The 13,101-nt window shown below is 46.4% G+C and carries 12 protein-coding genes; 5 read left to right on the top strand and 7 right to left on the bottom strand.

Features of this window, described 5'->3' with window-relative positions; genetic code table 11:
- Positions 1–270 precede the first annotated feature (270 nt).
- Positions 271–1,695 (top strand): NAD-dependent succinate-semialdehyde dehydrogenase, encoded by a 1,425-nt coding sequence (locus AC2EXB_RS13855; RefSeq protein ID WP_483602010.1) that lies wholly within the window; start codon positions 271–273, stop codon positions 1,693–1,695.
- Positions 1,696–1,766: 71 nt separating this feature from the next.
- On the opposite strand, the gene AC2EXB_RS13860 is transcribed toward AC2EXB_RS13855, so the two are convergent.
- The 4 genes from AC2EXB_RS13860 to AC2EXB_RS13875 form a co-directional block, all read right to left on the bottom strand.
- Positions 1,767–3,094, bottom strand: a protein-coding gene (locus AC2EXB_RS13860; protein WP_483602011.1) for an IS3 family transposase whose coding sequence is annotated in 2 segments (ribosomal slippage) — positions 1,767–2,716 and positions 2,716–3,094 — 1,329 coding nt in all. Because the reading frame shifts where the segments join, the coding sequence is not laid out codon by codon here.
- A gap of 135 nt (positions 3,095–3,229) precedes the next feature.
- Positions 3,230–4,135, bottom strand: a complete 906-nt coding sequence (gene thrB / locus AC2EXB_RS13865; protein WP_483602012.1) for a homoserine kinase — start codon at positions 4,133–4,135, stop codon at positions 3,230–3,232.
- Complete coding sequence (thrC, locus tag AC2EXB_RS13870; protein ID WP_483602013.1) at positions 4,132–5,193, bottom strand: threonine synthase; 1,062 nt, start codon at positions 5,191–5,193, stop codon at positions 4,132–4,134. Before thrC ends, thrB begins: the two co-directional genes overlap by 4 nt.
- The gene (locus tag AC2EXB_RS13875) at positions 5,190–6,482 is read right to left on the bottom strand and encodes a homoserine dehydrogenase (protein WP_235196827.1); all 1,293 of its coding nucleotides are present in this window, start codon (positions 6,480–6,482) and stop codon (positions 5,190–5,192) included. The genes thrC and AC2EXB_RS13875 overlap by 4 nt, the downstream gene beginning before the upstream one ends.
- 124 nt (positions 6,483–6,606) lie before the next feature.
- On the opposite strand from AC2EXB_RS13875, the gene AC2EXB_RS13880 reads away from it, so the two are divergent.
- A complete protein-coding gene (locus AC2EXB_RS13880; RefSeq protein ID WP_483602014.1) occupies positions 6,607–7,971 on the top strand; it encodes an aspartate kinase in 1,365 nt (454 codons plus the stop codon).
- Between the two features lie 206 nt (positions 7,972–8,177).
- Here AC2EXB_RS13880 and AC2EXB_RS13885 read toward each other — a convergent pair whose 3' ends face one another.
- Both AC2EXB_RS13885 and AC2EXB_RS13890 read right to left on the bottom strand, forming a co-directional pair.
- The gene (locus tag AC2EXB_RS13885) at positions 8,178–8,672 is read right to left on the bottom strand and encodes a cupin domain-containing protein (protein ID WP_483602015.1); all 495 of its coding nucleotides are present in this window, start codon (positions 8,670–8,672) and stop codon (positions 8,178–8,180) included.
- Between the two features lie 68 nt (positions 8,673–8,740).
- Positions 8,741–9,391, bottom strand: coding sequence for a LytTR family DNA-binding domain-containing protein (locus AC2EXB_RS13890; protein WP_483602016.1), 651 nt, complete (start codon positions 9,389–9,391; stop codon positions 8,741–8,743).
- Between the two features lie 175 nt (positions 9,392–9,566).
- On the opposite strand from AC2EXB_RS13890, the gene aceA reads away from it, so the two are divergent.
- Genes aceA through AC2EXB_RS13905 form a run of 3 tightly spaced genes read left to right on the top strand, consistent with a single transcriptional unit; the run spans position 9,567 to position 12,610 of the window.
- Positions 9,567–10,856, top strand: a complete 1,290-nt coding sequence (aceA, locus tag AC2EXB_RS13895; RefSeq protein ID WP_483602017.1) for an isocitrate lyase — start codon at positions 9,567–9,569, stop codon at positions 10,854–10,856.
- Between the two features lie 13 nt (positions 10,857–10,869).
- Complete coding sequence (aceB, locus tag AC2EXB_RS13900) at positions 10,870–12,462, top strand: malate synthase A (RefSeq protein WP_483602018.1); 1,593 nt, start codon at positions 10,870–10,872, stop codon at positions 12,460–12,462.
- A 19-nt stretch (positions 12,463–12,481) separates the two neighbouring features.
- Positions 12,482–12,610 carry a YhfH family protein gene (locus AC2EXB_RS13905; RefSeq protein WP_199876594.1) on the top strand — a complete coding sequence of 43 codons (129 nt, stop codon included), beginning with the start codon at positions 12,482–12,484 and terminating at the stop codon, positions 12,608–12,610.
- A 102-nt stretch (positions 12,611–12,712) separates the two neighbouring features.
- Here the strand turns inward: AC2EXB_RS13905 and AC2EXB_RS13910 are convergent, their stop codons facing one another.
- Positions 12,713–13,006 (bottom strand): hypothetical protein, encoded by a 294-nt coding sequence (locus AC2EXB_RS13910; protein ID WP_483602019.1) that lies wholly within the window; start codon positions 13,004–13,006, stop codon positions 12,713–12,715.
- Between the last annotated feature and the right edge of the window lie 95 nt (positions 13,007–13,101).

Raw genomic sequence — 13,101 nt, forward strand, 5'->3', positions numbered from 1 at the left:
CATAGTTTTTAAATTAGATAAATAGAATAAAATGACTATTATGAAATTACGGATAAATGAAGAAATGCTTGAAGATGAATGTAACCGATTCCAACAGCTATATATTGCATATTAGTCGCTCTTGAAAATTTAAATAAAAAAATTTAAAATTTTTTTCGGCCTTTCTGTTTTTCCTGCTTTTATTCCGAAAAAATGGTTTTGTTTAAGGCACTTGGGTTAGAGGTAAAAGATATAATTAGAGTAGGTATGAATAAAAGGAGGAATTGAACAATGGAAGGCAAACATTATATCAATGGCGAATGGACTGTAAACGGAGATGACCTAATCCAAGTCATGAACCCCGCTACCGGTGAACAAGTCGGCACAGTTCCGAATGGCGGCGAAGCGGAAGCAACGGCAGCCATCGAAGCGGCAGCGGCTGCATTTCCCGGCTGGTCGAAGACGACGGTTTATGAACGCGCAGAATTGTTAATGAAATGGCATGACCTGCTTCTTGAACACAAAGAAGAAGTCGGAGCAATCTTGACAAAAGAGATGGGAAAACCTTTAGCTGAAGCCATCGGTGAAATTGAATATTCCGCGTCTTTCATTTCTTGGTTTGCAGAAGAAGGCAAACGTTTATACGGCCGAACGATTCCAGCAAGCAAAGAAGGCAAACGCATTCAAATCAATAAACAGCCAGTCGGCGTCGTTGTTTCCATTACTCCATGGAACTTCCCGGCAGCCATGATGGCCCGCAAAATGGCCCCTGCTTTGGCAGCCGGATGTACCTTTGTGGCTAAACCTGCAAAACTCACGCCGCTTACTGCCGTTCGAATTTACGAACTGGCGGAAGAGGCTGGATTTCCAAAAGGCGTTATCAACCTTGTAACTGGAAGTGCGAGTAAAATTGGCAAGGTCTTTACGAGCCATCCGGATGTGCGGAAACTGACTTTTACCGGATCAACTGAAATCGGCAAAGAATTGATGAAGCAAAGTTCAGAAACGATGCTTAACCTTTCCTTGGAACTCGGTGGCCATGCACCGATTATCGTGCTCGATGATGCAAATCTAGAACTCGCTGTCGAAGGCGTCATGGCTTCAAAATTCCGCAATGCTGGCCAAACTTGTGTATGCGGAAACCGGATCTATGTGCAATCCAGCATCGTTGATCAGTTTTCGTCAATGCTTCAGGAAGCGACAGCTAAGTTAAAAGTCGGGAATGGCCTTGAGGAAGGAGTGACGATCGGGCCGCTCGTAGATAAAGATGGCTATGAAAAAGTGGAAAAACATGTACAAGACGCCGTTTCTAAAGGTGCAAAAGTATTGATTGGCGGCGACGGAAAATCTGAAAACGACGCTTACTTCTACAATCCGACCGTTTTGGTGAATGCCAATTCCGATATGCTTGTGATGAATGAGGAAACGTTTGGGCCAGTGGCTCCGATCATGTCATTCGAGAAAGACGAGGAAGCTGTTAAACTCGCAAATGACACACGGTTCGGTTTAGCTGCCTATTTCTTTACCGACAGCATGTCCCGCGGAACTTATCTTGCTGAAAACCTGGATTACGGGATTGTCGGCTGGAATGACGGCTCCCCTTCTACTGCACAAGCACCATTCGGCGGTATGAAAGAAAGCGGACTCGGGCGCGAAGGCGGACAAGAAGGACTCGAAGCATTCGTTGAAACCAAATACATTTCGATTAAATTATAATAAAAAGGTCCAGGGAATTTTCTGATCCGCGCCCCATTTAATGGACAGTTTATAAAAAAGGTACCCTGCAGCTAGGCTGCGATTAGATGACTTCGGTATTGTGCCGGAGTCATCTTTTTTAGATTCCATTGCTTGCGCGTTCCGTTGTAATACTCCATGTACTCATCCACCAGCCCTTTCAGTTCATCCAGGCTGGTTGCTTGTTTAAAATCGACATCATCTTTAAAGTGACCAAAAAATGATTCGATGGGGGCGTTGTCGAGGCAATTGCCCCGGCGGGACATGGATTGGGTCAACTTCAGTTCCTTCACACGTTGTTGGTATTCGGGATGGGTGTAGTGAAAGCCTTGATCGGAATGAATCATCGCTTCCGGGTGAACATTGCCATCCAACGCTTCCTTCAATTTCTTCAACGTACGGTAAACAATTTCCATCGTGAGCGTCGTCGTGACTTCATAGGCGACGATTTCACGGGTGGCGACATCTTTTACGGCGGACAGATACGCCATTTGCCCCGAACGGTTGGGCAGATACGTGATATCCGTGACGAATACCTTGCCGGGTTCATCTTGTTCAAACTCGCGGTTTAACAAGTTCGGACAGACGCTGTGTTCTTGTGTGGCTTTGGCGATTTGCTTATAGGGATTCGCTCGCCGGATTTTGGCAAAGAGATTGAATTTGCGCATGAGACGCAGGATCTTCTTGTGGTTCATAGGCGTTTCCAACAGTTCAGTGAGTACCATATAAAAGGTGCGATACCCGATTTTCCCCCGATGCGCATCGTAGATGCTTTTGAGCAACTGGTAGTCCTGGTAGTCTTGTTCTTCGCGAATGGCGTGCTGTTCCGTTTTCTCTAGCCAGGCGTAATAGCCACTCCGGCTGACCCTCGCTGTGCGGCAAAGAGTTTCCACCAAATTCTTCAGTTGGAATTTCCGGACCACTGTGTTGATCGCTTCGAATTTTTCCGCTGGGGTCAGCTGCGTTTCTTCGCCTGCCTCTCGAGCTCCTCGAGCTTTTTTAGCAACTCATTTTCCGCTTCCAGGTATTTGATACGTGCTTCCGCTTTCTCCAGCTTCTTCTCCGCCGAGAGATCTTTGGTGGAAGGGCGGCCGGTACTGCCTTTTCCACGACGCTCTTCAAAAAAGCCTTCTTCTCCATACGTTCTAAACGTCGTCCGCCAACGGTTCAAAGAAGACGTCGCTTTTTTTGAACCGATAACCGTTAAATCAAAACCACTTTCACTAAAGATTTGGGCAGGGCCTTTGCCCGCTAAGTTCTCTTTCACGGCATGGATTTTGAATTCCGGCGTGTACTGAATCGCCCGATCGGATACGGAAGCGATATTCGGATTCGCCTCCAAGACCCGTTGTTGGTGTTCGTTGAATATAATTTTACTCATATGATCTTCTCCCGTCCAAGTTAGCTAAATTTAGTATACCGGGGTCTGAAAACAGAAAAAACCCCAAATGGGGTCACTTTTTTTAAAGTGTCTACCATTTGGGGTGCGGTTCATTCTCCCTGGGCCTTTTGTTTTTTATAAAACTGTTTGAACGGATTTGATCCCCGTCTCAGCAGGTTTGGTTGCGAGGCATTCGTAATGTGGGAATTGCTTACTTAAAATCCGGCTAAGCTCCCGTTCTTTTCCTTTTTCCATCACGATGAAGAGAGACGGGCCCGCTCCGCTAATCGCGGTCCCATATGCCCCCGCTTTCCTGCAAACTGCACGGATTTCATCGAATCCAGGAAATTTCCCTTTTCGATAAGGTTCATGGAACTCATCTTTTTCCATCATGCGCCCAGCCGTTTGCCAATCTCCTATGGCAATTGCAGCTGACACAACATTGGCAGCCGCACTGCTGCAGACCGCTTTTTTATAGTCCAATTTTTCCGGCAGCAAACCTCTGGACTCACTCGTCAAAAAAACTTCCTGCGGCACTAAGATGATGATTCCGATATCGGCTTTCGGTACGTGCACGACTGCGAGATCTTCCCCATTTGCATATGAAATCGTAGCACCGCCAAACAAAGATGCTGAAATATTGTCAGGATGCCCTTCCATTTCAGTGCCTATCTTGACCTTTTCCTGCTTGGTAAGCTTTAATCCCAACAGGCAATCGGCAATCTCGATTCCACCGGCAATTGCTGATGCACTGCTGCCAAGTCCGCGGCCCAGGGGAATATCGGTTTCAATCAGCAATTTTGCAGGAGCTAGCAGTTTTCCATATTGGCTCGCCACTTTTTCAGCCGTCTGCACAATCAAATTGTCTGCTGAGTTTGGAAGATGGCGATACTCTTCATTCGCGTATTCCACAGCCCAAACAGGATTTTCTGAAACGTGAATCGTCATATGGAGATCGAGTGCCAGCCCGATTGAATCAAAGCCTGGCCCAAGGTTTGCTGTTGAAGCTGGAACAGTTACAGTGAAATCATTCCATTTCATAATTTCACTCCTTTTTTTAAATCCTCCCAAAACCGTTCCATGTCTTCAGGAACCAGCTGTGCCTTGTGTTCATTTACTGCAATGGCCGTTTCGGGATCTTTTAAGCCATTGCCAGTCAAAACCGCTACGACAGTCGAGCCTTTTTCAATCATGCCGCTTTCGACTTGTTTCTTCAATCCAGCAATGGACGCACACGAAGCAGGTTCTGCGAAGACGCCTTCTGTTGAAGCTAGAAGTTGGTAGGCTTTTAAAATCTCTTCATCTGTGGCGGCGAGTATAGTGCCATTCGATTCGTCGAGCGCATTAAGTGCAAGCTGCCAGCTGGCAGGATTGCCGATGCGGATAGCCGTTGCCACGGTTTCCGGGTTTTCAACAACGTGATTATTGACGATCGGTGCTGCCCCTGCCGCTTGAACACCTATTAATACCGGGCGCTTTTCGCCTGTTTTTTCGGCATATTCGCTAAAGCCTTTCCACGCGGCAGAGATATTCCCTGCATTTCCAACAGGAAGTGCGAAAAGATCCGGAACTTGCCCTAATTGGTCGATGACTTCAAAGGCGATCGTTTTCTGCCCTTCCAAGCGATACGGATTTACTGAATTGACAAGTGCAATACCGGCTTCCTGGCCGACTTCCCGGACCATCTGCAATGCTTCATCAAAATTGCCTTTAATTTCAAGGATTTCTGCCCCGTACATTTTAGCTTGAGCCAATTTACCAAGTGCAATACGCCCTTCTGGAATAACGACAATCGTGCGCATGCCCGCTCTTGCACCGTAAGCCGCTGCCGAAGCGGAAGTATTTCCAGTAGAAGCACAGACAAGCACCGTTTTCCCTTCTTCTTTCGCCTTTGCTACTGCCATGACCATTCCCCGGTCTTTAAAGGACCCTGTAGGATTGGCCCCTTCCAATTTCACATATAGGTTGATGCCCCATTCTTCCGATAATTTCTCCAAATGCACCAACGGCGTATTTCCTTCTTGCAATGTCAATGCCGGCGTCGCATCGCTTACGGGCAGCCACTCTTTATATTGTTCGATCAATCCTGGCCATCTCATGCTGTTTCCTCCCCTTCAATACGGTAATGGCTGATGACGCTTGCCGTCCCTTCTAAATCTTTAAGTACGTCCAAATGCTGCTGGCGTGAAATTTGATGGGTCAATAAAATCAGTTCTGCTTGGCCCTCGTTTGCTGCCGGATTTTGTATGACCGACTGGAGGCTTGCATTGTTTTTACTATAGATAGAAGTCAATTTCGACAGAACGCCCACTTCGTCCTTCACTAGCAGACGGTGGAAATACTTTGAATACCGGCTCGTTTCCGGTTTGATGACGCGTTCGTGCTGTGCTGAATGGACGCGTTTGCCGTTCACTTCCAGTAACAGATTGCGGCAAGCAGCAATGATATCCGAAACTACTGAAGTGGCTGTTGGCAGCGAACCTGCCCCCGGGCCATACAGCATCGTTTCTCCCACTGCATCGCCATATATGTATACTGCATTGAACTCATTATTGACAGAAGCCAATGGATGGGAATTCGCTAAGAAAATAGGTTCCACAGAAACTTCGATGCCTTCTTCGTCTTTTTTGGATGATCCGACCATTTTCATGGTATAGCCGAATTTCCCAGCCATTTCGAGGTCTCCATCTTTGATTTCTTTCATGCCTCTTACGAGTACATCATCCAAATGCACTTCCGTCGAGTAAGCCAAAGAAGAAAGAATGACCATTTTCCGGGCTGCATCCAAACCGTCTACGTCTGAGGATGGATCTGCTTCTGCATATCCAAGCCGGGTAGCTTCGGCTAGCGCATCTTCATAACTCATATTTTCCTTTTTCATTTTCGTTAAGATGAAATTCGTCGTCCCATTGACAATCCCCATTAAACTCGATATTCGGTCAGAAGCTAATCCGTCTTCCAATGTCCGGATTATCGGGATGCCGCCTGCGACACTTGCTTCATAAAACAGATCGCATTTCTCAGCATCTGCAAGTTTTAATAATTCATGTCCATATTCAGCCATCACGTCTTTATTGGCTGTCACGACTTGCTTGCCTGACTTTAGCGCTTCTTCGATTGCTTTCTTTGCACCATCAATGCCGCCCATCACTTCTACAATGATATCCAGGGAAGGATCATTCAAAATTTCCTGAATATTGGTCGTGAAGACTTCTGGATTTAAACTTGTTAATCTTTCCTTATTATGGTTTCGGACTAGCACCTTTTTTATCGTGACAGGTACGCCAAGTTTGTGGTGAAGGTCCTGCTGATGCTGCTGCAGAATTTTAGCTACACCGGTCCCGACAGTTCCCAGTCCGAGCAAGCCGATTGAAATTTCATTTTTCATTGACGATTCCTCCCAAGGTGTGTACACTGTGAAAATACAGTTGTTTTATACATAAAGACATTATAGTATTATATAAAATTTAACACAACCCTAAATTCACTATTAACAGATTGGACTTGATAAGATGAAGGTATGTAAATTCGGTGGAACATCCGTCGCAAATGCTCAGCAATTAAAAAAAGTGGCCTCAATCATCCGTGAAGATCCTTCCCGAAAAGTCATCGTTGTATCAGCTCCCGGCAAACGATTCGAAGGCGATACAAAAGTAACCGATCTTTTAATTGATTTAGCCGAGGCTGCATTAGCTGGACAAGATACAGCGCCGGCTCTTCAAAAAGTGGTGGACCGCTATACTCAAATTGCTGTCGATTTAGAGCTGGATAGTGAAATTACAGCTATCATAGCTGCTGACCTTGCCGGCCGTTTGTCATTCAGCCAAGAAAACCCTTCTCTATTCTTCGATCAATTCAAAGCGAGCGGCGAAGACAACTCTGCTAAGCTCGTTGCAGCTTATTTAACTTCTATCGGGTTGCAGGCTGAATACATCAATCCAAAAGAAGCGGGACTCATCGTAACGGCAGCGCCCGCCCGCGTGCAGGCGTTGCCGATTTCAAATGACAACTTATCGACTTTGCGCGAGAAAAACTCCATATCCGTTTTCCCCGGATTTTTCGGCTTCACCCAAAACGGAGAGCTGCGGACATTTGACCGCGGCGGTTCCGATATTACCGGTTCCATCTTATCCGCAGCTATCCAAGCGGAACTTTACGAAAACTTTACGGATGTGGATTGTGTTTTCGCCGCGAATCCACGGATCGTAGAAAACCCGGCGGAAATTGAAGTGATGACTTACCGTGAAATGCGTGAATTGTCTTATGCAGGCTTTGCTGTCCTCCACGATGAAGCATTAATGCCGGCATTTAAAGCTTCTGTACCCGTCTGCATCAAAAATACGAATAATCCGAATGCACAAGGCACGATGATTGTTGCAGAAAGGGATTATTCCAAGCGTCCCGTTACCGGCATCTCAGCAGACAGCGGTTTCTCCACTTTATATGTCAGTAAGTATTTGATGAACCGGGAAGTCGGCTTTGGCCGGAAGCTGCTGCAAATTCTTGAAGATGAAAACGTTTCTTATGAACATATTCCATCGGGCATAGACAATTTATCTGTTATCATTCGGAGCCATCAATTGACTCCTGAAAAAGAATTCCGCATTGTCAGCCGGGTAAAAAATGAATTGAACGCCGATGACGTCCATTTGAACAGCAATTTTTCCATGGTGGTGCTAGTGGGTGAAGGCATGAAATATACAACCGGGCTCGCTGCCCGCGCTACAGAAGCCATCTCTAGGACCGGCGCTAATATCGAAATGATCAACCAAGGCTCTTCTGAAGTCAGTTTGGTGTTCGGCGTCCTTCAGAAAGACGAACAGAAAATCTTGAAGGAATTGTATAATGAGTTTTTTGTCCCTTCTTATGCGTTGTGAAAAAAGCGAAAGCCTCCTGACATTTTGAATGTCACGAGGCTTTCTTTGTGTCGAGTTCGCGGCTGGCGAGCTGCCTCCGCTGTTCTGTGTCCAGCTGCAACGGCCAGCCTCTCGAGGTCTTAAGCCGTCTCGCCTGTGCGGCAAAAAGCGCCGCTTCGGCAATCCGTCTTAAGCTTGTCGAGGCTAAACGGCCGGTTCCGCTTTTCTTATGACCAATTCGTTAGCAGTGGGCCGTCTTCTCCGTGCACCGGATCGTATTTGGGCAAAGGGGCGTCTAAAATATCTTCGAGTACTTCCGGCCGTTCATCTTTTTCACCCAATTTTTTATTGGGCTTGAGTCCGTCTGGATAAGCTCCGACCACTTGGAAATCTTCTGTGCTTTCAAGCAATTTATGGCCCGTTCCTGCTGGCAAAACGACCACATCGCCTGTTTGGACGTCAAACGGCTTTCCTTGTTCTCCGCCAAGCTGGATTTTTGCCGATCCTGAACGCACACCCAGTACTTCGTGTGTATTGCTATGGTAGTGGTGATAATCGAACACACCGTCTGTCCAGCTATTCGTCCAATCATTGCGGTTGAATACCGCTTCGATTTCTTCCGGATTTTCTTTAAATGCGCTTGGATAAATGACTACCGGGAGCCTCGGGTTATTCGGGATGGATCCGTCATCTTCAAAATGTACAAATTGTTCCTCTGGCATCTGTTTCACTCCTTTGTCTTCTTACCCCCTCTCTTCCCCAGTAATGCTTGCTTAAAACGGAGAACGTTTTAAAAACCGAGTCGCTCCCTTACCTTGCTTACATAGTTTTGGCTGATCGGCAAAATCGAACCGTCTTTCATTGTCATTAAATAATTGGAGCTAAAATCCCGTGAAATTTCTTTAATGAATGAAATATTGACGATATAGGAACGGTGGATAGGCAGGAATAGATCGGGAAGGCGATCTTTCAAATACTTTAAAGTATGGATTGAACAATAGGTTTCCTCTTCTGCATAAAACCATGTTTTCTTTTGGCTGCTTTCGATATGTGAAATTCGATTGATCGGAACTGGACGCCATGTTTCTTCCACTTTTCCAGTTAAAAAATGCACGGGCTGTGTTGGCTGGATAATGTGGTCAGGCGGCAAGATGATCACTAGAACACCTGCTTTTCCAGCCGCTTCAATCGGGTAGCCGACACCGAAATAAGCGGCTCCAAGTATTGATTCCTCGACAAGCATTTCGATTCGCTTTCCTTCCATATATGTACGGGCAGCTACACTCCCCGGTAAAACTTTGTCGCCTAAACCGATATGGAGATCCCGTTTCCCTGCTTTGTAATAGACATACTGCCCCTCTACCGCAATCGCAATCGAAGCCTCTTTCGGAATCCAATCCCCCATAATGAAGCCCACTTGTTCCAATGCCAACTTATCCATGCAGCGATTCCCCTTTCAAATGACTTTGTCGTGAAATCCTTTCTTCCATCCGCGAATAACTCGTTTTATCCAATATTCAAGACAGTCAAACTATTCTGTTATATAGTAATATACATCAAAACAAACTGTATTAATACAGTGAAATTAAAATTTTTTATTCGAAAGGGATGGTTAAATGGTCAGCAAACAACAACAAGCAGAAGAATTGAAAAAGAGCTGGGAGCAAGACAGCAGATGGAATGGAATTGAACGCCCTTACTCCGCAGAAGATGTCGTTAAACTTCGTGGATCCATTCAAATTGAATATACTTTAGCAAAAAAAGGAGCTGAGCGTTTGTTCCGCTCGATCCATGAAAAAGATTTCGTCAACGCATTAGGCGCATTGACCGGCAACCAAGCCGTCCAGCAAGTCAAAGCCGGACTGGAAGCGATCTATTTGAGCGGTTGGCAAGTTGCCGCGGATGCCAACTCAGCTGGACAAATGTATCCAGACCAAAGTTTATATCCGGTCGACTCGGTACCGACGGTTGTCAAAAAGATCAACCAGGCATTGCAGCGCGCCGACCAAATCGATCATGTCGAAGGCAATGAAGGATTCGACTGGTTCGCACCGATTGTTGCAGATGCAGAAGCAGGCTTCGGCGGCCCGTTGAATGTATTCGAATTAATGAAAGCGATGATTGAAGCCGGTGCAGCTGGCGTCCACTTTGAAGACCAATTGGCTTCAGAAAAGAAATGCGGCCATTTAGGCGGGAAAGTTTTGCAGCCGACGCAAAATGCTGTGCGAAATTTGGTTTCTGCCCGCTTAGCATCTGACGTGCTCGGTGTATCAACTGTATTAATCGCACGGACTGACGCAGATGCCGCTGATTTGATTACCAGCGATATCGATCCATTAGACCATCCGTTCATCACAGGTGAACGCACACCGGAAGGATTCTACCGGACGAAAGCTGGAATCGATCAAGCCATTGCACGCGGCCTTGCTTATGCTCCATACGCTGATTTAGTTTGGTGCGAAACTTCGCATCCGAACTTGGAAGAGGCAAAACAGTTCGCCGATGCAATCCATGCGAAATTCCCTGGCAAATTGCTCGCTTACAACTGCTCGCCTTCCTTCAACTGGAAAGCGAAGCTCGATGAAGAAACCATAGCGAAATACCAAGTGGAACTTGGGAAGATGGGCTATAAATTCCAGTTCGTCACGTTGGCCGGCTTCCATGCTTTGAACCATAGCATGTTCGAGCTTGCACATGATTATAAAGACAACGGCATGGCTGCTTACTCGAAATTGCAGCAAGCTGAATTTGCGAGTGAAGCAAAAGGCTATACAGCCACTCGACATCAGCGTGAAGTCGGAACCGGCTACTTCGATGAAGTTTCACAAATCATTTCTGGCGGCACAAGCTCGACCACTGCCATGAAAGGTTCTACTGAAACGGCCCAATTCCAATCGGTGAAATGAAAGGATGATTTGATTGATCACGAAATCGAATGTCTCCATTAAAAATACTGTGACACCCGAAATGGAAACGATTTTAACGCCTGAAGCATTGGCATTTATTGAAAAACTGCATGTGCATTTTGATGGGAGGCGCCGCAGTTTGCTTGAACAGCGCCAAGACCGTCAACAAGAAATTGATCGTGGAAAACCGCTGGATTTTCGTCCGGAAACGAAGCATATCCGCGAAAGCGACTGGACAATTGCTCCGTTGCCAGACGATATGAAAGACCGGCGCGTGGAAATCACCGGTCCGACCAACAGGAAAATGCTGATCAACGCATTGAATTCAGGCGCGAAGATGTTCATGGCCGACTTAGAAGATGCGACCGCACCGAATTGGTTCAATGTCATCGACGGGCAGATCAATTTGCGCGATGCGGTCAGGAGGACGATCTCTTTTGAAGCACCAGAGACCGGCAAGAAATATTCCTTGAATGAAGAGACAGCTGTCTTGATGGTCCGTCCACGCGGCTGGCATTTATCTGAGAAGAACATCGAGATAGATGGCCGTGCTGCTTCAGGCAGCTTAGTCGATTTCGGCCTTTACTTCTACCATAACGCAAAAGAGTTGATTGACCGGGACACGGGTCCTTATTTCTATCTTCCAAAAATGGAGAGCCACTTGGAAGCAAGGCTTTGGAATGATGTTTTCGTTTTTGCACAAGACGAACTCGGAATCCCGCAAGGAACCATTCGAGCGACGGTGCTGATTGAGACCATTCTCGCAGCTTTTGAAATGGACGAAATTCTTTATGAACTGCGCGACCATTCAGCTGGACTCAATTGCGGCCGTTGGGATTATATTTTCAGTGTCATCAAGCGCATGCGAAACCGTCCGGAATACCTTTTCCCTGATCGGGCACAAGTCACGATGACGGTGCCGTTTATGCGAGCCTATACCCAATTATGCATCCAGACTTGCCACAAGCGGAATGCACCGGCACTTGGCGGCATGGCAGCACAGATTCCGATCAAAGGAAATCCGGAAGCGAACGAAATGGCTTTCCGAAAAGTGGCGGAAGACAAGCGGCGGGAAGCGGCAGATGGCCATGACGGCACATGGGTCGCCCACCCAGGAATGGTCGCTGTCGCAATGGAGCAATTTGACGACTTAATGCCTTCGCCCAACCAGATTCACCGGAAGCGGGAAGATGTTCAGGTAAGCGCAGAAAATTTGGTGGAAGTGCCTACCGGCAACATTACGGAAGACGGATTGCGTGCCAATATCTCTGTCGGCATCCAATACATTGCTTCTTGGCTATCCGGCAACGGAGCTGCCCCCATCAATCATTTGATGGAAGATGCAGCCACAGCCGAAATTTCCCGTTCCCAAGTGTGGCAGTGGATCCGCCACCCAAATGGAATGTTGGAAGATGGACGGGACATCACGATTGAGTTGTTCCATGAAATCATCGAAGAAGAAGCCAATACAATTAAAGAAACTGTCGGAGATGCCATTTATCTTTCAGGGCATTTCGCAGAAGCCCGTGAATTGTTTACAGAGCTGACGTTACAAAATGATTTTGCCGAATTTTTGACATTGCCAGGATATGAAAAACTAAACTAACATATTGGAGGAGATCCTTATGAAAACGACAAAAACATACGAAACACGCTCCAAGAAAGAATGCCGGGAATGCGGATGCGAAATCAAAGAACAACGTGAATCCATCATCTACGAATGCGAACGCTGCATTGCAAGCAAAGATGAATAATCGGTTGAAGGCCCCTCCAACATATGGAGGAGCCTTCTTTTTTTAGTAACTTATAGACAAAAAAGAACCGCTCCAGCGCAATTGCTGGAGCGGTTCCTCGCATCAATCCTGATTGGACGATTGAATGCGGTAACGCGAATCTTCTTCTAGTTTATTAAAAATTTCAATGAAACGGATGCCTCGAGGTTTCTCTTCAGCCGGCGCTTCTTCAGCATCCAATACATCTGCCAAGGGCTTAGACTCCGGTTCGATGATGCGTGAATCGAAATCCTCCATCAAGCTTTGCAAACCCTCATAGCCATCTATTTTTTTATTTTTGCTCACTTGCTCATAAAGCTCTTGTGATTCATCTTCCGTCAACTCGATATACCCTACCGTGATCCTTTTTTCCGTCATGCGATGACCTCCTGTCAAACTCGTTACGTTTCCTTTCTATACCCTTCACTGGAAACGGGGTAAACATCCTGTAAAGTTTCATAATTCTTTTCACA

It is taken from the genome of Planococcus alkaliphilus (assembly GCF_057031095.1).